Genomic DNA, 23422 nt, shown 5'->3' on the forward strand with positions numbered 1-23422 from the left:
AGTCGATGCACCGGAGATTACGCGAAGATCACAGATCTGATGGGTCGTCAGCCGACATGAGGGGTGAACTCGACCGGGAGCGTGCGCAGTCCACGCATAATGAGCCCGCCACGCCACCGCAAATCGGTAGGATCCACCGCAAGTCGCAAGTCCGGCAGCCGGGTCAGCAGGGTCGCCAGGGCGGTCTGCCCCTCCAGCCGGGCGAGCGGCGCGCCCAGGCAGTAGTGGATGCCGTGCCCGTACCCCAGGTGCTGGTTGTCCCGCCGGGCCAGGTCCAGCGCGTCCGGGTCGGCGAACCGCTCCGGGTCGCGGTCGGCGGCGGCGAGGACGACGAGGACGGGGTCACCGGCCGCGATCCGCTCGTCGCCGATGGTGAGCGGCTCGGTCGCGAACCGCCACGTCGCCAGCTCCACCGGGCCGTCGTAGCGCAGCAGTTCCTCGACCCCGCTCTCCAGCAGCCCGTGCTCGCCGGCGGCGAGGGACTCCTGGAGCCGGGCGCGCTGGTCCGGGTGACGAAGCAGGGCATAGACCCCATTACCGATCAGATTCACGGTCGTCTCGAAACCCGCGAACAGAAGGATGAACGCCATCGCGGCGGCCTCGTTCTCGGTGAGGTGCTCGCCGTGGTCCGAGGCCTTGATGAGCCCTGAGATCAGGTCGTCACCCGGATCCTCGCGCTTGCGGTGGATCAGCTCGGCGAGGTACCCGCGCATCTTCTTCACCGACCGCGCGACCCCGCCGCGCGGCCCGCCGCCGTGCCGGATCATCATCCCCGCCCAGTCGCGGAAGTCGTCCTGGTCCTCACGCGGGACGCCCAGCATGTCGCAGATGGCGTAGATGGGGAGCGGGAAGGCGAACTCGTGGATGAGGTCGGCGCTGCCCTTCGCGGCGAAGTTGTCGATCAACCGGTCCGTCAGCTCCTGGACGCGGGGCGCGAACTCCGCCACACGCCGGGGCGTGAACGCCTTGGAGACCAGGCGGCGCAGCCGGGTGTGGTCCGGCGGGTCGATGTTGAGCAGGTGCGTCATCAGCTCGGCCTTGCGCTCACCGGGGATGCCGGTCTTGCCCTTGGCGTGCGCGGGCTCGTCGTGATGTGCGGGGTTCTTGCTCAGCCGCTGGTCCGCCAGCGCCTGCCGGGCGTCCGCGTACCGCGTCACCAGCCACGCCTCCACCCCGCTGGGCAGCCTGGTCCGGTGCACGGGCGCGTGCTCCCGGAGCCAGGCGTAGGCGGGGTACGGATCGGTGGCGAACTCCCAGGTGAAGAGTTCGGGCGCGGCGTTCGGGTCGTTCACGCCTCGACGTTAACGCGTCGGCGCCCACGCCCCTCGGGCACGTGCCCCGGCCCCGACCGGGGCGGGCCGCCCGGTAGGGGCGCCGCCCAGCAGGGGCGCCACCCGGTAGGGGCGCCACCCGGTAGGGGCGCCGCCCGGCGGGCGCGCCGCGCCCCGTGCGGGGCCGGTGCCGTCGCCCTCCGCCGCCCCGCACCGGCGAGGGCGCCACCCGGTAGGGGCGCCGCCCGGCGGGCGCGCCGCGCCCCGTGCGGGGCCGGTGCCGTCGCCCTCCGCCGCCCCGCGCGGGTCAGGTGCTCTGGCCCTCCGCCGTGCGGATCGCGTCCCGGTAGGTGCGGCCGGCGGCTCGCAGCGCGGCCTCGGGGTCCACGCCCGCCGCTTCGGCCCGTACCGCCAGGGCGAGCAGCTCGTAGCCGATGCCGTCGCCGGACGGGACCGGGACGTCCAGGCCCGCGTTGCGGACCCGGCTCGCGAGCTTGGCCGCCAGGGCGAGGCCGGGCTGGCCGAGCGGGACACCGTCGGTCACGGACGCGCGCTGCTTCTCGACCGCCTTCGTGCGCAGCCAGTGCTCCTTGACCTCCTCCGGCGTCTCGGCGCGCTCCTCGCCGAAGACGTGGGGGTGGCGGTGGATGAGCTTCTCGACGATCGTGCCCGCCACGTCGTCGATCGAGAAGGGCTCCTCCTCGTGCTCCTCGGCGATCCGGGCGTGGAAGACCACCTGGAGCAGGACGTCCCCGAGCTCCTCGCGCAGTTCGTCGCGGTCGCCGTCCTCGATGGCCTCGACGAGTTCGTACGCCTCCTCGATGCCGTACTTGGCCAGGCCCTCGTGCGTCTGCCGCGACGACCAGGGGCATTCGCGGCGGATACGGTCCATGACCTCGACGAGGTCCAGCAGCCGCGCGCCCGGCAGGTCGTACGAACCGGGGAGCAGCTCCAGGTCGGGCATCGACACCCGGCCGGAGCCCGCCATCCGGGCCAGCCCGTCCGTCAGGGCACGATCGCCCTCGCCGGTCGCGACGACCACCACCGTGCGGCCTCCGGCGCAGGCGCCGACCAGTTCCTCGGCGGTCGGCGCCGCGATCTCGACCGTGACGCCCGCCTCCCGCAGGTACGGGAGCTGGGGGTGCGCCTCGTCGGCGCACAGCACCCGGTCCGCGGCGTGCAGCGTCCGCCACGCGGGCCAGGACAGCAGCCCCGGCGCGACGCGGTGGCTGGCGGTGAGCAGGACGATACGGCCGGGGGTCCCGGCGTCGAGCGTGTCGGGGGTGTCGGGGGTGTCGGCGTTCACCCCTCGAACCTACATCTGCTGCCGGCCGCCGAGCTGCCGGAGCCAGGGTGCACTGTACTCGCCGAGCTGGATCTTGTCGTTGTCCCACGTGCCGTAGCGCGGGTTCACGTCGATGTCGAGCTCCTTGGAGGCGGCGGCGAACACCTCGGTGAGCTTCTGCTGCCCCTCCGGGGTGTTCCCCGCGCCCAGTTTGGCGGCGATCTTGTTCATGAGGACGTTGCGCCGCACCACGCTGTCGATCTCGTCGGGGGCCACGCCCTGCTGCTGGAGCAGCATCGCGGCGAGCTGCTCCTCGCCGCCGCTCTGGCCCGCCGCGGCCCGCCGGGTCTCCTGGACCTCCTTGCGGCTGGCGGTGATGCCGTGGTCGGCGGCGACCTTCTCCACCACCCGGTCGAAGATCATGCCGTTCAGCTTCTCGCGGTTCAGGTCGCCGGTGGCCTCGATGAGCTGCTTCGCCTGCGGGGACGCCTGCTGGGCGCTGCGTACGTCCCTGACCTGGGCCTGGAGCGCGGCCACCTCGATCCGCTCGCCGTCGACGACGGCCGCCGCGCCCGGGTGGGCGTCGCTTCCGCAGGCGGCCAGGAGCGGGGCCGCGGCGAGGAGCGCGGCGGAGACGGTGAGCGCGGTGCGACGGCGGCGATGCAGGCGGTGCAAAGGAGCCTCCCGGCGTGGGTCGTGCGTCAGTGTGAACGACCTTGCGGTGATCGATGGTAGGCAGTCGCAGTGGCATAGGCCACTACTTCGAGGCCACTGCTTGCGTCAACGACTCACGGGTCCGGGGAGTCTCGGGGCGCAGCATGATCGTCCGGGAGACGGCGAACGTGATGGGGATGGCCGCCGCGGCGGCGACCAGCGGGGCCCAGCGGCTGGAGAAGCCGGCCAGGTCGACCAGCAGCCACACGCCGCTCGTGGTGATCACGAAGTTGGCGGCGTTGGTCAGCGGGAACAGCAGGAACTTCCGCCAGGTCGGGCGGGTCCGGTAGGTGACGTGGCAGTTCAGGAAGAAGGACCCGGTCATGGACAGGAGGAAGGCGACGACGTGGGCGGCCACATAGGGCAGGCCCAGGGCCAGGAACGACAGGTAGAAGCCGTAGTAGGTGGCGGTGTTCACCACGCCCACCAGCGCGAACCTGACCAACTGGCCGCGGACGGTCATCGGCGTACGAGCTCCCCACGGGGTCGGCGGTGCGATACGGGGGTGTTGGTCGCCTTCACCAGGAAGTGCGGGCGCCGCTTCACCTCGTAATAGATACGGCCCACATACTCCCCGACGAGTCCCAGCATCACCATCTGGACCCCGGCGAGTGCCGTGACCGTCACCAGCAGGGTGACATAACCGGGGGTGTCGACACCGTTCACCAGCGCGACACCGACGATCCAGGCGGCATACGCGGTGGCGAGGGCCACCAGCAGCAGGCCGAGATAGAGCGCCGCCCGCAGCGGTTTGTCGTTGAAGGAGATCAGACCGTCCAGGCCGTAGTTGAGCAGTTTGCGGAAGGACCATTTCGAGCGGCCCTGCTCACGCGGTGCGTTCTCGTACGCGAAGGTCGTGGTGCGGAATCCGACCCAGGCGAAGAGGCCTTTCGAGAAACGGTTGTACTCGGTGAGTTCCAGTATCGCGTCGACCGTCCGGCGCGACAGCAGCCGGAAGTCGCCGACGCCGTCGACCAGCTCGACGTCGACGAGGCGGTTGATCAGCCAGTAGTAGGCCCGGGCGGCGACGGTACGGGTGACCCGGTCGCCCGTGCGGGTGCGCCGGGCTATGACCTGGTCGTAGCCCTCGTCGTACAGCCGCACCATGCGGCGTATCAGCTCCGGCGGGTGCTGGAGGTCGGCGTCCATGATGACGACCGCGTCCCCGCCCGCGTGCTGGAGGCCGGCCAGCATCGCCGCTTCCTTGCCGAAGTTGCGGCTGAAGGAGACATAGCGGGTCCGGGAGTCCGAAGCCGCGATCCCTTCGAGCAGGGAGAGCGTACGGTCATGACTTCCGTCGTCCACATAGACCAGCTCGAATTCCACCGCGAATTCCCCTGCGACGGATTCGAGTTCCGTGGTCACATGGCCGTGGAAGCGGCCGATGATCTCCTCTTCGTTGAAGCACGGCACAACAATCGAGATCAGCACGGAAGAACGACAACCGATGTGCGTGTCGGCGGCGGTCGCTCCACATGGCGGGCAGACGACCATTGAATGAACTGGTCCGGGAGGCCGGTGATTTCCCGGAAGGGCGCTGGCATATTCGGCCGCACCATGGACAGAAACGCGCCCCGCTCCGGGGCTCGCGCCGGTGCCCTCGCCGGGCTGCTGACCGCGCTGGCCGTCTGCGCCGGTGACGCCGTCGCCCGGACCTTCCCCTTCGGGCCGCGCACGCGCAGCGTCAACGACCTGGGCAACCAGTTCGTGCCGTTCCACGCCCACCTGTGGGACCTGTTGCACGGGCGGGCGGACGGCGGGCTGCTGCTCAACTGGTCCTCCGGCTACGGCACGAGCTTCCTGCCGGACCTCGGCACGTACCTGACCAGCCCCTTCGCCCTGCTGGTCGGGGTCTTCCCGCGCGACGACATCGACCTCGCGGTGTATGTGATCACGGTCCTGAAGATGTCCGTCGCGGCCGCCGCCATGACTCTGCTGCTCCTCGGGCAGCGCCGCGGCCCGTGGTGGGGCGCCGCGGTGCTGGGGGCCTCGTACGCGCTGTGCGGCTGGGCCGTGGCCGAGGCGTCGTACAACCCGATGTGGCTCGACGGCCTGATCGCGTTCCCGCTGCTGTGCCTGGTCGGGGAGTGGATACGGACGGGACGGCACCCGGCGCTGGGGCCGGTGGTCGTCGCGGTGGCGTGGACCGCCAACTTCTACACCGCCTACATGGCGACGATCGGCGCCGCCCTGGTGCTGGCGGCGCGCGGGGTGCGCGGGTGGCGGGTGCTCCTGCGGGCGGCCTGGACGGTGCTGCTGGGCATCGGGCTCGCGGCGCCGGTCCTGCTGCCGGTCTTCCTGGGGTCGCGGCACGCGTACCCCGGCTGGACGCGGGAGTTCGCGCCCGCCGGGTGGGGGGACGTGGCCGCGCGGGTGCTTCCGGCGACGTACGGCTTCTTCACCCCGGCCCTCTTCCTGGGCACCGGCGCGCTGCTGCTGGCGGCGGCGCTGCCCTTCCACCGGGGGGTGCCGACGCGGGAGCGGTGGATATGGACGGGGCTCGTGGTGGGCGTGGTGCTGTCGGTGCAGTGGGAGCCGACGCACCTGGCGTGGCATGTGTTCGCCACACCCAACGGCAGCCCGTACCGGCAGACGTTCGTCCTGGCCGGGGTGGTGGTGCTCGCCGCGTGGACGGGCGTGTCGTACGGGTGGCCGGGGTGGCGGGCAGTGGCCGGCGGATCGCTGGTCCTGGGCCTGATCGCGGTGGGGGCGACCCCCGTGGGCGGCTGGTCGTACGCCCTGTTCGCGGGGGGTCTGGCGGCCGGCGTGGGTGCCCTGGCGCTGGTACGCCTCCGGGCGCGGCGGTACGGGGCCGTCGGCGCCGTGCTGCTGGCGGGCGCCCTGGTCGGGCAGGCCGCGGCGACCACGGCGTACGCCGACCGGGAGCGGCCTGCGCGGCTGGACGACTACCCGGCCTGGGGAGCCGGCCACGAGGCTCGGGCGGCGGCGGTGGCCGGGGCCGACGGGTGGCCGCGGTACCGCACCGACCCCGGGCGCCCGCAGCTCACCGGCAACGACCCGCTGCTGGTGGGCGGTCAGGGCGCCGCCTACTACAGCAGCCACACGCCGGCGGTGCTGACCCGGACGCTGGCCGCGCTGGGCGGCGGGTGGACGTCCAACGGGCGCAGCCTCCAGTCGCTGGACAACCCCGTGACGGACGCGCTGTTCGGGGTGGGCGCGCGGTGGCGGGGCTCGTCGCTGGAACGGCGGGCGGACGTGCTCCCGCTGGTGACGGTGCGGCCGGGCGGTCCCGACGGCCGGGAACTCCGGTACGGGGCCTCGCCGTTCCGTAACCAGGAACTGCTGCTCGGGTCACGCGTCTACGACCTCCCCGCCGATGGCGCGTGCCCGGTCGGCAGCGACGTCCATGTGTGGGCGCCGGACTTCACCGGGACGGCCCGCCTCGGGGCGGGCCCGCCGGTGGAGCTGCGCGGCGGCCTGCCGAAGCGGCGTGCCCCGATGACGCCGCTGGGTACGCAGCGCACGGCGGGTGCCCGGGTGGTGCTGGAGGGCCACGGTGACGTGGGCCCGGGCAGCGTCGGGTGCCTGGACCGGGCCCGGCTGGCGGCGGCCGTGGCCGGGCTGAGGGCGACCGGCGCGGTCGCGGTGCGCGTCACCGCCGACGGCGTCCGCGCCGACCTGCCGCCGGGCAGCCGGGGCACGGCCGTCCTCGCGGCACCCCGTATCGCGGGCTGGCGCTGCGAGGGCCGCCCCGCCGGTTCCTACGGCGGGCTGGTCGCGGTCGAGCTGACGGGGCGTCGCACCACGGTGGCCTGCGTCTTCCGGCCGCCCGGGCTGCGCGCCGGGGCGGGCGTCGGAGCGGTGGCGCTCATCACCCTGGTGGTGACCGGCCGCGTGAGTCGCCTGCGCGCCACCAAGACTTCACCCGTGCACCACCGTGCCGTGACCCCCACAGCGGCCTGAGCGGCGTAGCTTGCCCCGCATGCCCTCTCTTCTGAGCAACCGGCTGGCGAAGCGGGTCATGCGCCCCGCGTTCGCCCTGGTCGAGCAGCGCATGGAGCGCGCGACCACCGCGCTCCAGTCCGACCTCGACGCCCTGCACCACGCGGTGGCCGACCTGCGCCGCCAGAGCTACGGCCTCGGGCTGCTGCTCGACCAGGCGGGGCGCGACGGGCACCGGATGCCGACCGAGACCCAGGTCGACACCCTCGTACGCGAAGTGCGCGCCGTCACCGGCGACGGCGGCGAGCGCGCCCGGCACGACATCACCATCGCCTACCGCCACTTGGTGGCGCTGGAGGCCCTCGGGGCCGGCGGCCTGGCCGGCACGGTCTCCGACGTGTGCGGGCGGCTCGCCACCGTGCCCCTGCTCGCCCCGCCCAACGGCGACGTCCTGGAGATCGGCACCCGGCACGGGCTGTTCGCGGCGGCACTGCAGCGGATGCTGCGGCGTGACGGCGTCGAGGCGCGGCTGACGATCGTCGACCCGCTGGACGGTTCGCCCACCCGCGAGGAGGAGGTGCGCGGCAACCTGGCGCTGGGCGGCTCGACGGGGAACGGTTCGGCGGACGCGGCCCGCATCGCGCGGGGCGGCTTCGGCGACGCGGCGGTACGGGAGCGGATCGGCGACCGCCGCTACGGCGTGATCGTGGTGAACGGCGCCCACGACCTGACGCTCGTGCGGGAGCTGGCCGCGCCCGGCGGGGTCGTCGTCGTCGGCTCGGACGCCGGGGCGCGCCCGGCCGGGCTCAGCGGGCTCGGGCGGGTCGCGGATTCGGTGTACTGCCGGGCGGCCTGACCCCGGGGCGCGGCGTCACATCCCGCGCATCTGCTGCTGGCGCTCCAGCGCGCGGCGCAGCTCCGCCGGGAGCGGGTGGTACGGGCCGTACGCCCGCTCCGTGTCGTACAGCAGGTTCTGGAGCTGCTGCTGCGCCGCCGTGTGGTCGCCCATCGCCAGCAGCAGGTGGCCTATGCGGTGCCGGATGTCGAAGGCGCGGGCCGGGTCGGCGCCGGCCGACTGGCTGCTCGCGTAGTACGGCAGGACCGCGCGGTACTCGGCGAGCGCGGCGGCCGTCTCGCCGAGCTGCTCCAGGCACAGCGCCGCCTCGTACCGGAACTGGAGCGTCTGCGGGTCGGCCGGGCCCGCCTCGGCCGCGCGGTCGTCGGCGAGGCGCCGCAGCTCGGGCAGGGCGCGCCGGTACTGGCCGTCGTCCATCAGCGTCGTGGCGTACTGCTTGCGCAGGATGCGGACGACCGGGGAGTGCTCGCCGTGCTCGGCGGCGGCGGCCGGGAGGATCCCGCCGAGGATGTCGACGGCCTGCGTGATGCTGCCCTCGGCGAGCAGTCGCTTGACCTCGTCGACGGCGGCCGCGACATCGGGGCGCGCCGTGGCGGGCGGGACGGGCGGCTGCGGCACGGGGGCGGGCGTGGTGGACCGGTCGGGCCAGGGGGCGTGCGGGCGGAGGAAGGGACGCGTGGGGTCGAGGGGCCCCGTCGGTACGCCGCGCGCGGGCAGTAGCGGGGCGAGCGTCTCGTACACCTCCTGCGCGCCGGACGGGCGGGCCTGGGGGTCCTTGGCGAGCAGCCGCAGGACGAGCCCTTCGAGCGCCTCGGGGATCTCGGGGCGCAACTGCCGTACGGGCAGCGGCGGCTCGTACAGGTGGCGGTGGAGGACGCCGAGGGCGGTGGAGCCGGCGAAAGGTACGTTCCCGCTGAGGAGTTCGTGGAGGAGCGCGCCGAGCGCGTACAGGTCGGTGTACGGGCCGACGGCGCCGCCCATGGCCTGTTCGGGCGCCATGTAGGCGGGGCTGCCGATGGGCGAGCCGGTGTGGGTGAGGCGGGTGGTGTCGGTGTCGATGACGGACGCCACGCCCAGGTCGAGGACGGTGACCGTGCCGTCGGGCTTCACCATGACGTTGCGCGGCTTGAGGTCGCGGTGGACGATCGGCACCGCGTGCACGGCGGCGAGCACCGCGCAGAGCTGGGCGGCGACGGAGACCGCCCACTGCCAGGGGTACGGGTCGTGCTCGGCGAGGTGGTCGGCGAGGTCGGCGCCCTCGACGTACTGCATCACCAGGTACAGGTCGTCGCCGTCACTGCCCGCGTCGTGCACGGTGACCAGGCCGGGGTGGGAGACCTGGGCGGTGACCCGGCACTCGCGGACGAAGCGGCGGCGCATCTCGTCGGCCGCGGTGGCGGCGGCCATGTGGTCGGGGCGCAGCAGCTTGACGGCGACGCGGCGGTCGAGCCGCCCGTCGTAGGCGGTCCAGACCTGGCCCATGCCGCCCTGCCCTATGACGGTGGACAGCTCGTAGCGCCCGGCGATGACCCGCCCGTTCACTTGTCCCCTTCCCGGGGGTCCTGGGGCTCCTTGCGGAGGAGGTCGCTGAGCTCGTCGAGCTCGGCGCGCACCTGGTCGATGCGCTGCGACGTCGGCTTCGCCGTGGGCTGCGGCTGGGGCTGGGCCGGCACGGGCTGGGCGGGCTGCGGCCGGGCGGGGGGCTGGACCGGCTGGGGCTGGGCCGGCTGGGGCTGGGCCGGCTGGGGCTGGGCCAGGTACGTCTGCTGCAGGGGCGACTGCCCGGCCGGCGGGTAGCCGTACCCGGCCGGCGTGGTCCCGTAGACGGGCTGGGGGGCCGCGGCCATCCGGTTGAAGTACTGGATCTCGGCCGTCAGGTAGTACGCGAGGACACCGATGATCACCGCCATCATCCAGACGACCATGATGGCGGCGTCACCGTCGCTGATCTCCTTGTCCACGTCCTCCGGGGTGACGGCGACCAGGAACACCAGCAGGCCGATGTTGAGCAGCAGGACGGCGCAGAACAGGAACCAGTCCAGGGTCCTGCGGGTCACGACCGCGAGCCGCAGCATGGGCACCCAGCCGAGGAAGCCGCAGCTCAGCAACGTCATCGCCGAGAACAGCACGCGCAGCGCGATCAGCGAGCCGTCGGCCGGGCGCTGTGACGGTGGCGGTGCATAGCCGTGGCCGTGCATTCCTGCTCCTGACGAAAACGTACGAGTCTGACAAGAAGTCGAGCGTATACACCGACACCGACAACGGCCTCGGGGTTGTGCGGAACCGTTGTTGAACTGATCACCGAAGCCCCGGTCAGGCCTCGACCGTGCCGTCCGTCAGGCCTCGACCGTGCCGTCCGTCAGCCCGTCGTACATGCCCCGCACGAGCCGCTCGCCCAGGCGCCCGGCGAGGCGCAGCGCCTCCTCGAACTCGGCGAGGGCCCGGAAGCGTTCGCCGTACCGCTGCTGTTCGGCGAGCGGGAGGCGGGGCAGTTGGAGGCGCCGCACATCGAGGCGGGTCGCGGTGGACGCGTAGCTGCTGGCCTGGCGGTTGTTGGCGGTGCCGCGCAGGAAGCCGGCGAGGAACCAGGGGTCGAGCGCCGCCGGGTCGGGGCGCAGCAACTGGAGGTTGCGGCCGAGGGCCGCGCCCGCGGTGGCCTCGTCGACGACGCGGGCGATCGACCCGCCGCCGAGGACCGGGACGACGACGTCCCCGGCGCGGACGAGCACGGGCTCCTCGCCGGTGCCCTCGGGGAGGCTGCCGGAGGGGGCCTGGCCGGCCAGGACGTCCTGTTCGGTGAGGACGCGGAGGGCCGCCGGGCCGGCTCCGGTGCCGCCCGCGCGCAGTTCCAGGGCGCCGGTGCGGGCGAGTTCGCCGACGGTGACGCCGGGGAGGCGGGCGGGCTCGGGGCGCGTGGAGGTGGGTGCGGGGAGCGGGGTGAGCTCGGCGGTCCGGCGCAGCACGGTCGTCAGGCGGTCGTGCACCCCGGCCAGTTCCTCGGCGCCGCCGGCCACGGCCGGAGGCGGCAGGTGGCGGGCGGGTGCGAGGTCCACGTCGTCGTCGAGGAGTTCGATGACCGGGACGCAGCGGTGGGCGCCGGGCCGCTCGGCGACGGTGCCGTGCTTGTCGAAGGGCGCCCAGGCGTCCAGTACGGCGGTGTGGACGGCCGGCCAGTCGAGCTTGTCGCGGCCGGCGTCGGTGTGCTCGGAGGTGTCGACGACCAGCAGCTCCGGTGAGGCCGGGGCACCGGCGACGGGCTTGCGCAGCACCCACAGGTGGAGCGGGATGCCGTACGGGGGTGCCGCGCCGGCCGGGAGGGCGACGACCGCCCGCAGCGCGCCCCGGCGCAGCAGGTCGGCGCGGATGCGGCGGCCGGAGCGGCGGGAGGCGGCGGCGGGGGGCATCAGCAGGACAGCGGTGCCGCCGGGGCGCAGCCGGGCCAGGGCGTGCTGGACCCAGGCCAGTTCGGACTCGGTGCGGGCGGGGAAGCCGTACTCCCAGCGCGGGTCGTAGGCGAGTTCGTCGTGCCCCCAGTTGCGTTCGTTGAACGGCGGGTGGCAGAGCACGGCGTCGGCGGTGAGCCGGGGAAACGCGTCGGCGCGCAGCGTGTCGCCGACCTGGGCGCGGACCTCGGCGCCGGAGTGCAGGGCGAGCCGGAGGGCGGTGAGCGCGGCCAGGTCGGGGTCGGTCTCCTGGGCGTACAGGGCGGTGGGCTCGGCGACGGCGCGCAGCAGGGCACCGGTGCCGCAGGCGGGGTCAAGCACCGTCCGGGCGGGCCCGGCGAGTTCGGCCATGAGGGCGGCGGGGCCGGGCGGGGTGAGGGTGTACTGGCGCGGGTTGGCGTCCAGGTGGCGGCCGAGGAGGAACTCGAACGCCTGCCGGGCGCCGGTCCCGGCGGCGAGTTCGGTGACGGCGCGCAGCAGCGGGACGGAGGGCGCGAGCGCGGTCGGGAGCGGGGTGGGCACGGCCCGCTCGGCGCCGAAGCGGAGTGTCAGCACCTCTTCCAGGGCGGTGGGCAGCAGTTCCGACATGCGCTCGTCCGACACGGCGGTCAGCTCCAGCCAGCCGCTGGACCTGTCGCGTACGAGGAGGAGGGCGCAGCCCGCGTGAACCAGGGCGGTGACCGCCCCCGCCGGGTGTCCGGCGATCTGCTGCCAGACGCGTTCACGCAGGGGGACCTCGGCGAGCTTGCCCTGGGCCCGCAGCCACCGTTCGACGTCGGCGAGGGCGAAGGACGGGCTGGTCTCGGTGCCGCCGACGGGCTTGGGGAAGTCGGCGTGCCGACGCCGCCAGTTGCTGACGGCGGCCCGTCCCACCCCGGCGAGGCGGGCGATCCCGGCCGCGGTCACCTCTGCTGCGTTGTCCGGCACCTGGCTGACTCCCTTCCATCTGCTGCTGTGTCGCAGATCCTACAGCCGTACACAAGACCCACCGATTCACAGCGTGAGCGGAGCAGATTTTTGTGAACCGTGTTGACTCGGTTCACAGCCTCTGCTCTTATTGACCCGTCGCCAGATGGGGCAGCCCCACCGCCCCGAACACAGACCTATGTCACCGTCCGGGAGGGCACCCATGTCCGACTTCTCGCAGCAGCCGCAGTACAGCGCCCAGCAGCCCCACCCGGGCTCCGGCCCGTACGGCGGCGCCCCCGCGCCGCAGCCGTCGGCGCCCGCACGCAACGGCCTGGGCACCGCCGCCCTGGTCCTCGGCATCATCGGCGCGCTCTCCGGCCTGATCCCGATCCTGTTCTGGCTGGCCGGCATCCTCGGCGTCATCGCCCTGGTGCTGGGCCTGGCCGGCCGAGGCCGGGTCAAGCGGGGCGAGGCCGTGAACAAGGGCGTCACGATGACCGGTGCGGTGCTCGGCCTCGTGTCGCTGATCCTCTCGGTCGTCGGCGCGGTGATCACGTTCAAGGCCGTGGACGACGCGGTGGACGAGATCAACAAGGAGCTGAGCAACACCGCGACGAAGGACCCGGCCACCGGCAAGAGCGGCGCCCCGGCCGCGAAGGACGCCGGCAAGGACAAGGCCCTGGCGGCCGGTGACACCTCGGTCTACGACGACGACGTCCAGGTGACCGTGTCCGCGACCAAGTCCGTCAAGCCCGGCGAGTTCGCGATCGGCCACACCGAGGGCAACAAGGTCTACGCGCTGACGGTCACCGTCGAGAACGGCGGCAAGGAGAAGTTCTCCGCCGACTCCCTCACCGTCAGCGCCCGCGCCGGGGCCGCCGGTGTGACCGCGGAAGAGATCTTCGACGGCGACACGTACGGCAAGGGATTCACCGGCACCGTCCTGCCCGGCAAGAAGGTCACGGTCCAGTACGCCTTCGACGCCCCCGCCGACGCCAAGACGCTGACCGTCGAGGTCGCCCCCGGCTTCGACTACGACGCCACCCAGTGGGAGCTGAAGCTGTAGCTCCGGCGTGAGCCGACCCCCTCGGCCCTGCGCTCCCCCTCTCCCCTTGTCTCCCCTTGTCTCCCCTTCTCCGCCCTTCCCTTCCTTTCCGTTCCCCTTCCTCCCCCCGTCACCATCACCCCGGAGAAACACCCCATGTCTGCCACCGCCCTCCGCACGTTCAAGCGCCCCGTCCTGGCCGCCCTCTGCGCCGCCGCCGCGCTCGGCCTGACGGCCTGTAGCCCCTCCGACACCGGGGAGGCCAAGAAGGCCGAGCCGTTCGCCGGGCTCTCCGGCCCGCAGATCGCCAACAAGGCCATCAAGGCCACCAAGACGGCCGACTCCCTCACCCTCGACGCGAACATGAAGATGCCCGAGGGGCAGATGAAGGCCTTCATGGCCCTGGACACCAAGGGACAGTGCACGGGGACCATAACCATGGGCGCCGCCGGCACCATGGAGCTCATCAAGACCGGCAAGGACGCCTACCTGCGCTTCGACGAGGCCTTCCTGCGTGAGCAGAACGAGGGCGGCTCGCCGGAGGAGACGGAAGCGGCCCTGAAGATGCTCAAGGGCCGCTGGCTGAAGACGGACGTCACCGACCCGGAGGCCAAGGAAGGCCTCGAAATGTGTGAACTGAACTCGATGCTGGCCGAGTTCGAGACGGGCATCAACTTCGCCAAGCGGGGCGAGGAGACCACCGTCAACGGCAAGAAGGCGCTGACGCTCACGGAGAAGGACGGCGACACGACGTACAAGATCTACGTCGCCACGGAGGGCGAGCCGTACCTGCTGAAGATCGATCAGAAGGGCGGCGAGGAGCCGGGCACCGTGTCCTTCACCGACTACAACAAGCCGGTCCCGGCCAAGAAGCCGGCCGCCAAGGACATCCTCGACCTGGACAAGCTCGGGGCTGAGTAAGGGAACCCGGAGGGCCACGCCACCAGGGACCACGAAGACCACGGGGGCCACGGGGGCCACAAGGGGTGCCGGACAGACCGTCGGAGGGGGCGGCCTGTCCGGCACCGCCGTGTCCGGGCGGCCTACAGCGGGTGGCGCACCCACACGTTGGGCTCGACGTACACGGCGTACCCCTGCGACGCCTCGCACCGCACCGGGACCAGCGCGCCCTCCACCTCCACCAGGCCGTCCGTGTCGAACGGCAGCCCGGTCCACTCCCGCCACCGCTCCACCGAGTGCGCGATCGTCATCGACGCGGGCGCCACCGCCTCCACGACCCCTCCCGCGCGGACGTGGACGCGCAGCCAAGGATCGTGCGGCAGCCCGTCCTCCGCCCGCGTCCGGAAGGCGTACTCCCCCATCGGCACACCCGGCTCCAGGTGCTTGCCGCTCGGCCGGACCGGCGCGACGACCTCGCGGAAGCCGAGCTGCCGCGCGTTGTCCCGCATGGCCGCCAGCATCCGCCCCGACAGTCCCTTGCCCTGGACGCGGGCGTCGACGGCGACTTCGATGGCGCTCACCGTGTCGGGGATGCGCCCGTGCCGCCGGTCGGAGAACGCCCACAGCAGCACCTGGTCCCAGCCGGTCGCGGGCAGCTCACCGCGCCCCTCGGCCCGCAACTGGAACGGGACGCTGAACGCCCGCGCCACCACCGCCCCTCCGGCGTCGGTGGCCACCAGCACGTACTCGGGCAGCTCGGCGACGATCCGCCCCATGTTCGCCCAGCCGATGGGGTCGTGGAGCATGAACTGCGGCCACAGGTCCCGCATCTCCCACAGGGCGCCCTGGTGTTCGGGCCGCTCGGCGAGCGTCGTTATGCACAGATCCATCCGGGCAGGCTAAACAGCCAGCCACGCGCGGCCCAACCGCTTTTGCGGCCGGGCCGTCCGCGCGGCTCATCCGCCGCACTGGCGCAGCATGGCCCGCTTGTCCGCCCGCGTCACGGGCAGTTCGTACTTCTTGGCCACCTGGGCGAAGCGCACCGCGTACGAGCAGCGGACCTGCTTGTTCGGCGGCAGCCAGGACGCCGGACCGGAGTCGCTCTTGGCGGAGTTGGCGGGGCCGTCGACCGGCAGCAGGTTCAGCGGGTCGTTCGCGAGCTGTTCGCGTTTGGCCTCCGGCCAGCGGGAGGCCCCCATCTGCCAGCCGTAGGACAGCGGTACGACGTGGTCTATCTGGACCTCGGCGGCCCGCTGCTTGCGCCACTCGATGGTCCGGCCGGTGTACGGGTCGTGGAGGGTCATCGCCACGACCACGCAGTTCGAGCCCGAGCGGAAGCGCGGCTCCCGGCCGTCGCGGCGCAGGAGGTCGTTGCGGGTGTCGCACCCGTTGCGCGCCAGCGGTACGCCGTCGGCGGTGTCCATCCAGGCGTAGCCGAACTCGTCCCGGTCGTAACCGGTACTCGGCCCGCGTCCCTTCACGGTGAGCGCTTCGATGAGCCGCCGCGCCTCGGCCCGCTCGGCGTCCGAGGTGAGGGGCGCCAGGCCCGGCCTCGTACCGTCCGGGTTGTCCAGCGGGCCGGCCGCGCCCGTGGCCGCGCCGTCCGGTCCGGATGACGGGTCGCCGGCGCCGATGGCGTCGCAGCCGGCGACGAGGGACGCGGTGACGGCGAGGAGGACGGCGGGCAGGGCGGTCCGGGGCGTAGGCATGCCCGCATCGTAGGTGTCAGACCTTGCCCACCCCGAGGGTGTTCTCGCGCGGCAGCAGCCCGCTTCCCAGAACCGCCAGCCATACACCGCCCAGCAGTTCCGAAAGGCGCACCGTGTCCTGTTCGCCGAGCTGCGACCACGGCCCGGCGGCCAGTTCGTCCGTACGCCGCTCGACCTCGGCGCGCAGCGCCCGGCCGGCCTCGGTCGCGGTGCCGTCCTCGGCGACGAGCCCGCGCGCGGCGAGCCGTTCGCGGGCGGCGGCCCACTCATCCGCGCTCCAGCCGCGGCTCGCGAAGGTCTGCGGGGACGCGGCTCCTATGGCGGCGAACGAGACGAGCGCCTCGGCCGGGTCGAGCCCGGCGGTGAGCAGCGCGGCCAGGTGGCCGTCCCCGCGGTGCTCGCGCAGCACGGTCGCGGCCTGCCACAGGACCAGGTGCGGCGCGTCGGGCCACTCCAGGGCGGCGTTGGCGGCGGCGAGGGGGCGCCCGGCGTGTACGGCGGCCTCGGCGGCGCGCCGGGCGAGGGCGGCGGCCTGGTCCAGCTCGCCCACGTCCGCACCCGGCAGCCGCCGGTAGAACCGGTCCACCGCCCGCAGCCGCGCCGCCAGGACGTCCCCGGGCGCGGCGACCCGCCACGCGGCCGGGACGTACCGCTCCACCATCGCGGGGCTGAAGCTGTAGAACGCGGACGCCACCCGTCCGGCGCCCACCGGCCCGAGCGGCGCGGCCCGCCACGCGAAGTAGGAGGGCCAGCGCTCCTCGGTCCCGTACCCCAGCGCGGCGGCCTCCTCGAAGGCCTCCGGCGCGTAGTAGAGCACGGCGTGCACCGGCTCCAGCAGGTGCCACATCTGGCGTACGCGTGTGACGTCCATGACCGCTCCCCACTCGGGCCCATCTAGACAGTGACTAGATCCAGCACGGTCCAGCGTGCTCCCACCCTCCGAACTTGTCAATGCCTAGATTCGGCGTACGGTGACCTCATGAGCAGCCAGCGCGCCTACCACCACGGCGACCTGCGGCGGGCCGTACTCGCCGCCGCCCTCGACGTCATCGGCACCGACGGCCCGGCCGCCCTGAGCCTGAGGGACCTGGCCCGCCGCGCGGGCGTCTCACACGCGGCGCCCGCCCACCACTTCAAGGACCGCGCCGGCCTGCTGACCGCGATCGCGGCCGAGGGCTTCGACCTCCTGGCGGACGCGCTCGCCGAGGCGGCCGACCTGCGGGATGCGGGCGTGCGGTACGTGCGGTTCGCCATGGACCACCCCGCGCACTTCCAGGTCATGTTCCAGCCCGACCTGCACCGCCCCGACGACCCCGCCCTGCTCGCCGCCCGCACCCGCGCGGGCGACCGCCTCCGCGAGGCGGTGGCCGACGCGGTCGACACCGACGAGCCCCGCCTCGCGGGCATCGCGGCCTGGTCCCTGGCCCACGGCTTCGCGACGCTGCTGCTGACCCACAACCTCACCGACCCGGTGGGCGACCGCGCCCCGGAGGACGTCTTCCGCTCGCTGACCGGCCTGCTGTTCAAGGCCTGACCGGTCAGATGCCGCGTTCCACCATGTCGATGACGCCCTGCCCCGCGTCGTACGCCTGGGAGGGGAGAAGGCCCCGCAGCGGGCCGTCGATGAGGAGGACCGCCAGACCGTGTACGGCGGACCAGGCGAGGAACTCCGCCCCCGGCCGCCGCTCCTCCGGCAGAACGCCCGCCTCGACGAGGTCGTCCAGGGCCGAGCCGAGCAGCTCGAAGGGGGTCTTGCCACCGGCTCCGGCGGCGGTCTCGTCGGTGGCGTACGTCATGTCGCCGGGCACGTGGAAGGCGATGCGGAACAGCCCGGGCTCTTCCTGCGCGAAGCGCAAGTAGCCGGTGCCCACGGCGCGGAAGCGGGCGCGGGCGGCCGCCGCCGGGTCGCCGGTGGGCGGCAGGGCGGCCTGTTCGGCCTCGATCATGACGGCCACCTGGGCCATCGCCGCCTGGGACACCGCGTGCAGGAGCGCGGCACGGTCCTTGAAGTGCCGGTAGGCGGCGTTGGGTACGACGCCCGCGCGGCGGGTCGCCTCGCGAAGGACGACGGCGTCGGGGCCGCCCTCGCGGGCGAGTCCGAGCCCGGCCTCGATCAGGGCGTTGCGGAGGTTGCCGTGGCGGTAGGTCTTCCGCGTCGGCTTTTCGGCACTGCCCGACATTGACCGCTCCTCAATGTGGACAGCATCCACATCTTCTCTGTACGCTGCTGCAAGATCACTCCAGGGGTGCGGATCACCACACCCCCGGAATGTGGACATCGTACACAAGAAGGGGCTGCGATGAGTTCCGCCCCGTCCGGCGGTCCACACTGACGAACCACCTTCCGAGGAGACCCCATGGGAAAGATCACCCACTTCGTCCACCAGTCGGTCGACGGCTTCATCGAGGGCCCGAACGGCGAGTTCGACTGGCCCGTCATGGACCCGGAGCTGTCGGCCCACTCGCGTGCGCTGACCGACAGCGCGGACACCTTCCTGTACGGGCGCCGGGTGTGGGAGATGATGGCGGGCTTCTGGCCGCGCGCCGAGGAGTTGTCGGACCACGAGCACGACCTGGCGTTCGCGCCGATCTGGCGGGCGACGCCCAAGGTCGTGGTCTCCACCACGCTGGAGAAGGCCGACTGGAACACCCGCGTGATCCGTACGAACGTCGTCGAGGAGCTGGCCGCCCTCAAGGAGTCCGGCGCCCACCTCGTGCTCTTCGGCGGCTCGACCCTGGCGGCGACGCTGACCGAACACGCCCTGATCGACGAGTACCAGATCTTCGTCCACCCGGTCGTACTCGGCGGTGGCAAGCCCGTGTTCCAGCACCCCAAGCAGCGGTTCGGCCTCAAGCTGGCCGAGTCCCGGACCTTCGACTCCCAGGTCGTCCTCCTCCGCTACGAGCGCTGACCATCCCCAGGAGACCCATCACATGCGCAAGTTCAAGCTCCAGGTCCAGATGAGCGTCGACGGCTACATGGCCGGGCCGAACGGCGAGATGGACTGGCTGACGTGCCCCTGGACCGACGACATCAACGCCTACCTCGACGCGCTGACCGAGCCGGTCGACTGCATCGTGCTGGGCCGCAAGCTCGCCGAGGGCTTCATCCCGGCCTGGGCGGCGGGCCCCGAGGGCGAGGACCAGGCGTCCATCGACAAGATGAACAACACGCCCAAGGTCGTCATCTCCCGCACCCTCACCGAGTCGCCCTGGGAGAACGCCGTCGTCGCAGGCGGCGACCTCGCCGAGACGGTGAACGAGCTCAAGGCCCGGCCGGGCGGCGACATCATCGCCTACGGAGGCGCCACCCTCGTACAGAACCTCCTCACCGAGGGCCTCCTCGACGAGCTCCACCTGCTCGTCAACCCGACCGCCCTCGGCGCCGGCCTGGCCGTCTTCCCCTACACCGGGGACCGGCAGCCACTGCGCCTGGTCGCCTCCCGGCAGTTCGACTGCGGGATCACGGCGCTGCACTTGGAGCCGAAGCGCCCGTGAGAGCCGACGCGGCGGGTGGAGCGAACAGCAGCACGCTACGGCGCCACTGCCGCACCCGGTCCGCCTCCTCCCGCTCGTACGCCCGCAGATACGGCCGGACCAGCGCGGTCGCATCGCCGTCGATGGGCTCGTACCAGCCCCGCACGGTCGGCGCGGGGCGCGCGGGGCTCGCTGGGCGCGGCGGCGCGGGACCGGTCGGCGAGCCCACGCACCGGCGTTCGGGTGCGTGGGGGCGGCCATCACCGCACGGACCGCCCCCACGCCGTGGGGCCTACGACCCCAGGATCGTCGTCAGGAACTCGCCCGTCCACGCCAGCAGTTCGCGGCCCACGACCGGCTTGCCGCCGATCTTGCCCGTGGTGGGGCGGGGGACCAGGATCTGGTGCGTGGGCGCCTTGATCACCGTACGGGGGTAGAGGCGCTTCAGGCGCAGCTCCTGCGACTCGCGCAGCTCGACCGGGGCGAAGCGGATGTTCGCGCCCTGGAGCACGATCTCGCCGACGCCGCACGCGCGGGCCAGCATGCGGAGGCCGGCGACCAGGAGCAGGTTCTCGACCGGCTCGGGGAGCTTGCCGTAGCGGTCGGTGAGTTCCTCGCGGACCGCCTTGATGTCCTCCTCCGAGTTCGCGGAGGCGATCGACCGGTACGCCTGGAGGCGCAGCCGCTCGCCCGGCGCGTAGTCGTGCGGGACGTGCGCGTCGACCGGGAGCTCGATCTTGACCTCCAGCGGCGGCTCCTCCTCCACGCCGCCCTCCAGGGAGGCGCGGTAGTCGGCGACCGCCTCGCCCACCATGCGGACGTACAGGTCGAAACCGACGCCCGCGATGTGGCCGGACTGCTCGCCGCCCAGCAGATTGCCCGCGCCCCGGATCTCCAGGTCCTTCATGGCGACGTACATGCCGGCGCCCATCTCGGTGTGCTGGGCGATCGTCGCCAGGCGCTCGTGGGCCGTCTCGGTCAGCGGCTTCTCCGGCGGGTAGAGGAAGTACGCGTAACCCCGCTCGCGGCCACGGCCGACCCGGCCGCGGAGCTGGTGGAGCTGGGAGAGGCCGAAATTGTCACCGCGCTCGACGATCAGGGTGTTGGCGTTGGAGATGTCGATGCCCGACTCGACGATGGTGGTGGAGACCAGGACGTCGAACTTCTTCTCCCAGAAGTCCACGACCACCTGCTCGAGCGCGGTCTCGGACATCTGGCCGTGCGCGGTGGCGATCCGGGCCTCGGGCACGATCTCGCGGAGGCGGGCCGCCGCCCGGTCGATCGACTCCACCCGGTTGTGGATGTAGAAGACCTGGCCCTCGCGCAGCAGCTCACGGCGGATCGCCGCGCCGATCTGCTTCTCCTCGTAGGGGCCGACGAAGGTCAGGACCGGGTGCCGCTCCTCCGGCGGCGTGGTGATGGTCGACATCTCACGGATGCCGGTCACCGCCATCTCCAGCGTCCGGGGGATGGGGGTGGCGGACATGGTGAGCACGTCGACGTTGGCGCGGAGCTTCTTGAGCTGCTCCTTGTGCTCGACGCCGAACCGCTGCTCCTCGTCGACGATGACCAGGCCCAGGTCCTTGAACTTGGTCTCGGAGGAGAACAGGCGGTGCGTGCCGATGACGATGTCGACGGAGCCGTCCTTCAGCCCCTCCAGCGTCGCCTTCGCCTCCGTGTCGGTCTGGAAGCGGGACAGGGCGCGGACATTGACCGGGAACTGGGAGTACCGCTCGGAGAACGTGCCGAAGTGCTGCTGCACGAGCAGCGTGGTCGGCACGAGGACGGCGACCTGCTTGCCGTCCTGCACCGCCTTGAACGCGGCGCGCACGGCGATCTCCGTCTTGCCGTAGCCGACGTCGCCGCAGATCAGACGGTCCATGGGAACCGTCTTCTCCATGTCCTCCTTCACCTCGGCGATGGTGGAGAGCTGGTCGGGGGTCTCCGCGTACGGGAAGGCGTCCTCCAGCTCCCGCTGCCACGGGGTGTCCGGGCCGAAGGCGTGGCCGGGGGCGGCCATCCGGGCGCTGTACAGCTTGATCAGGTCCGCGGCGATCTCCTTGACCGCCTTCTTGGCGCGCTGCTTGGTCTTGGTCCAGTCCGCGCCGCCGAGCCGGTGCAGCGTCGGGGCCTCGCCGCCGACGTACTTGGTGACCTGCTCCAACTGGTCGGTGGGGATGTAGAGCCGGTCGCCGGGCTGGCCGCGCTTGGCGGGGGCGTACTCGACGAGGAGGTACTCACGGGTGGCGCCCTGGACGGTGCGCTGCACCATCTCGATGTAGCGGCCCACGCCGTGCTGCTCGTGGACGATGTAGTCGCCGGTCTCCAGGGTGAGCGGGTCGATCGTCTTGCGGCGGCGCGTCGGCATCCGCTGCCCGTCCTTGCCGGCCGCCTTCTGGCCGGACAGGTCGGTCTCGGTGAGGACGGCGAGCTTGAGGGCCGGGTCGATGAAGCCGTACTCGATCGAACCGCACGCCACGTGCACGAGGGACGGCGAGATGTCGGTGAGGTCGGCGTCGAGGCGGGCCGCGATGCCCTCGCCGCCCAGCACCTCGACCGTGCGGGCCGCCGGGCCGTGCGCCTCGGTGACGAAGACGGTGCGCCAGCCGTCGGCCAGCCAGCCCTTGGTGTCGGCGAGCGCACGGGCCGTGTCGCCCCGGTAGGACTCCGGGGCGTGCATGCCGAGCTTGAGGGTGTCATCGGACAGCTCTTCGTCGGCGGCGAACGGCGACACCGACCACCACATCATGCCCAGCTCGCGCGCCCGGTCCCGGACGTCCGCGATGCCCCACAGCGACGCCGCGCCGACGTCGATCGGCGCCTCGCCGCCGCCCGCGGTCGCCGCCCATGAGGCGTGCAGGAACTCCTGGGAGGTGGCCACCAGGTCGGCGGCCCGGGTGCGCACGCGCTCCGGGTCGCACACCACCGCCATGGAACCCTTGGGCAGCACGTCGAGCAGCAGCTCCATGTCGTCGACCAGGACCGGGGCGAGGGACTCCATGCCCTCGACGGCGATCCCCTCGGCGATCTTGCCGAGCAGCTCGCCCAGCTCCGGATGGGCCTCGGCGAGAGCGGCCGCGCGTGCCTTGACGGACTCCGTCAGCAGCAGCTCCCGGCACGGCGGCGCCCACAGGCCGTGCTCGGCGATCTCCAGGGACCGCTGGTCGGCGACCTTGAAGTAGCGGATCTCCTCGACGTCGTCGCCCCAGAACTCGATCCGCAGCGGGTGCTCCTCGGTCGGCGGGAACACGTCCAGGATGCCGCCGCGCACCGCGAACTCGCCGCGCTTCTCGACCAGCTCCACGCGCGCGTACGCCGCCGCCGCGAGGCCGTCCACCACATCGTTCAGGTCCGCCTGCTGACCGGTGCGCAGCGACACCGGCTCCAGGTCGCCCAGGCCCTTGACCTGCGGCTGGAGCACGGACCGCACGGGCGCGACGACGACCGAGACGGGGCCGGTCGCCGGGTCGTCCGCCGACGGGTGGGCCAGGCGCCGCAGCACGGCGAGGCGGCGGCCCACGGTGTCGGAGCGGGGCGAGAGGCGCTCGTGCGGCAGCGTCTCCCAGGACGGGTACTCCACGACCGTGTCCGGGTCCAGCAGGCTGCGCAGGGCCGCCGCCAGGTCCTCCGCCTCCCGGCCGGTCGCCGTCACGGCGAGCACGGGGCGGCCGGCGTCGCGGGCCAGCGCGGCGAGCGCGAAGGGGCGCGCCGCGGGCGGGCCGACCAGGTCGACATGGGCCCGGTGACCATCGGCGGCGGCCTTCACCGCTTCGGTGAGGGCGGGGTCCTTGACGACGGCGTCGAGCAGACCGTGCAAGCTCATGAAGGCGTCCATCCGGGGGGTGTGGGCAACGCGAACCGCCCGACACGTCTCACGGGCCGGGGGTTCCCAGCGTACGACGTCGGTCCG

The 23422-nt window shown here is 72.8% G+C and carries 20 protein-coding genes; 7 read left to right on the forward strand and 13 right to left on the reverse strand.

Annotated elements, in window-relative coordinates; genetic code table 11:
• Nucleotides 1-47 precede the first annotated feature (47 nt).
• From ACZ46W_RS19335 to ACZ46W_RS19355, 5 genes are all read right to left on the reverse strand, one after another.
• Nucleotides 48-1292, reverse strand: coding sequence for a cytochrome P450 family protein (locus ACZ46W_RS19335; protein WP_468339001.1), 1245 nt, complete (start codon nt 1290-1292; stop codon nt 48-50).
• 286 nt (nt 1293-1578) lie between these two features.
• Entirely contained in the window at nt 1579-2577 is a 999-nt protein-coding gene (locus ACZ46W_RS19340; RefSeq protein WP_468339003.1) for a nucleoside triphosphate pyrophosphohydrolase, read from the reverse strand.
• A gap of 9 nt (nt 2578-2586) precedes the next feature.
• Nucleotides 2587-3222: a SurA N-terminal domain-containing protein gene (locus ACZ46W_RS19345; RefSeq protein ID WP_468339830.1), complete on the reverse strand. Its 636-nt coding sequence runs from the start codon at nt 3220-3222 to the stop codon at nt 2587-2589.
• Nucleotides 3223-3313: 91 nt separating this feature from the next.
• Nucleotides 3314-3733 (reverse strand): GtrA family protein, encoded by a 420-nt coding sequence (locus tag ACZ46W_RS19350; protein ID WP_366128631.1) that lies wholly within the window; start codon nt 3731-3733, stop codon nt 3314-3316.
• Nucleotides 3730-4701: a glycosyltransferase family 2 protein gene (locus ACZ46W_RS19355; RefSeq protein WP_468339005.1), complete on the reverse strand. Its 972-nt coding sequence runs from the start codon at nt 4699-4701 to the stop codon at nt 3730-3732. Before ACZ46W_RS19355 ends, ACZ46W_RS19350 begins: the two co-directional genes overlap by 4 nt.
• 126 nt (nt 4702-4827) lie before the next feature.
• On the opposite strand from ACZ46W_RS19355, the gene ACZ46W_RS19360 reads away from it, so the two are divergent.
• On the forward strand, nt 4828-7194 hold the full coding sequence (locus ACZ46W_RS19360) for a YfhO family protein (RefSeq protein ID WP_468339007.1): 2367 nt from the start codon (nt 4828-4830) through the stop codon (nt 7192-7194).
• A gap of 19 nt (nt 7195-7213) precedes the next feature.
• Nucleotides 7214-8029 carry a class I SAM-dependent methyltransferase gene (locus tag ACZ46W_RS19365; RefSeq protein WP_468339009.1) on the forward strand — a complete coding sequence of 272 codons (816 nt, stop codon included), beginning with the start codon at nt 7214-7216 and terminating at the stop codon, nt 8027-8029.
• Between the two features lie 15 nt (nt 8030-8044).
• On the opposite strand, the gene ACZ46W_RS19370 is transcribed toward ACZ46W_RS19365, so the two are convergent.
• From ACZ46W_RS19370 to ACZ46W_RS19380, 3 genes are all read right to left on the reverse strand, one after another.
• Entirely contained in the window at nt 8045-9571 is a 1527-nt protein-coding gene (locus ACZ46W_RS19370; RefSeq protein WP_468339011.1) for a protein kinase domain-containing protein, read from the reverse strand.
• Nucleotides 9568-10227, reverse strand: coding sequence for a hypothetical protein (locus ACZ46W_RS19375; RefSeq protein WP_468339013.1), 660 nt, complete (start codon nt 10225-10227; stop codon nt 9568-9570). The genes ACZ46W_RS19370 and ACZ46W_RS19375 overlap by 4 nt, the downstream gene beginning before the upstream one ends.
• A 138-nt stretch (nt 10228-10365) precedes the next feature.
• A complete protein-coding gene (locus ACZ46W_RS19380) occupies nt 10366-12399 on the reverse strand; it encodes an N-6 DNA methylase (protein WP_468339015.1) in 2034 nt (677 codons plus the stop codon).
• Between the two features lie 202 nt (nt 12400-12601).
• Here ACZ46W_RS19380 and ACZ46W_RS19385 point away from each other — a divergent pair, with 202 nt between their 5' ends.
• A complete protein-coding gene (locus ACZ46W_RS19385) occupies nt 12602-13447 on the forward strand; it encodes a DUF4190 domain-containing protein (protein WP_468339017.1) in 846 nt (281 codons plus the stop codon).
• Between the two features lie 135 nt (nt 13448-13582).
• A complete protein-coding gene (locus ACZ46W_RS19390; protein WP_468339019.1) occupies nt 13583-14347 on the forward strand; it encodes a hypothetical protein in 765 nt (254 codons plus the stop codon).
• A gap of 122 nt (nt 14348-14469) precedes the next feature.
• Here the strand turns inward: ACZ46W_RS19390 and ACZ46W_RS19395 are convergent, their stop codons facing one another.
• The 3 genes from ACZ46W_RS19395 to ACZ46W_RS19405 form a co-directional block, all read right to left on the reverse strand.
• Nucleotides 14470-15216, reverse strand: a complete 747-nt coding sequence (locus ACZ46W_RS19395; RefSeq protein WP_468339021.1) for an N-acetyltransferase — start codon at nt 15214-15216, stop codon at nt 14470-14472.
• A gap of 66 nt (nt 15217-15282) precedes the next feature.
• Nucleotides 15283-16035 carry an HNH endonuclease family protein gene (locus tag ACZ46W_RS19400; RefSeq protein ID WP_468339023.1) on the reverse strand — a complete coding sequence of 251 codons (753 nt, stop codon included), beginning with the start codon at nt 16033-16035 and terminating at the stop codon, nt 15283-15285.
• A gap of 16 nt (nt 16036-16051) precedes the next feature.
• Nucleotides 16052-16906 (reverse strand): SCO6745 family protein, encoded by an 855-nt coding sequence (locus ACZ46W_RS19405; RefSeq protein WP_468339025.1) that lies wholly within the window; start codon nt 16904-16906, stop codon nt 16052-16054.
• Between the two features lie 108 nt (nt 16907-17014).
• On the opposite strand from ACZ46W_RS19405, the gene ACZ46W_RS19410 reads away from it, so the two are divergent.
• Nucleotides 17015-17569: a TetR/AcrR family transcriptional regulator gene (locus ACZ46W_RS19410; protein WP_468339027.1), complete on the forward strand. Its 555-nt coding sequence runs from the start codon at nt 17015-17017 to the stop codon at nt 17567-17569.
• A gap of 4 nt (nt 17570-17573) precedes the next feature.
• On the opposite strand, the gene ACZ46W_RS19415 is transcribed toward ACZ46W_RS19410, so the two are convergent.
• Nucleotides 17574-18215 carry a TetR/AcrR family transcriptional regulator gene (locus tag ACZ46W_RS19415; RefSeq protein WP_468339029.1) on the reverse strand — a complete coding sequence of 214 codons (642 nt, stop codon included), beginning with the start codon at nt 18213-18215 and terminating at the stop codon, nt 17574-17576.
• A gap of 177 nt (nt 18216-18392) precedes the next feature.
• Here ACZ46W_RS19415 and ACZ46W_RS19420 point away from each other — a divergent pair, with 177 nt between their 5' ends.
• Together ACZ46W_RS19420 and ACZ46W_RS19425 are read left to right on the forward strand one after the other, a co-directional pair.
• Nucleotides 18393-18947, forward strand: a complete 555-nt coding sequence (locus ACZ46W_RS19420; protein WP_468339031.1) for a dihydrofolate reductase family protein — start codon at nt 18393-18395, stop codon at nt 18945-18947.
• Between the two features lie 22 nt (nt 18948-18969).
• Nucleotides 18970-19533, forward strand: coding sequence for a dihydrofolate reductase family protein (locus tag ACZ46W_RS19425; RefSeq protein WP_468339033.1), 564 nt, complete (start codon nt 18970-18972; stop codon nt 19531-19533).
• A 271-nt stretch (nt 19534-19804) separates the two neighbouring features.
• Here the strand turns inward: ACZ46W_RS19425 and mfd are convergent, their stop codons facing one another.
• Nucleotides 19805-23335, reverse strand: coding sequence for a transcription-repair coupling factor (mfd, locus tag ACZ46W_RS19430; protein ID WP_468339035.1), 3531 nt, complete (start codon nt 23333-23335; stop codon nt 19805-19807).
• Between the last annotated feature and the right edge of the window lie 87 nt (nt 23336-23422).

Source organism: Streptomyces sp. NPDC031064, from assembly GCF_055570965.1.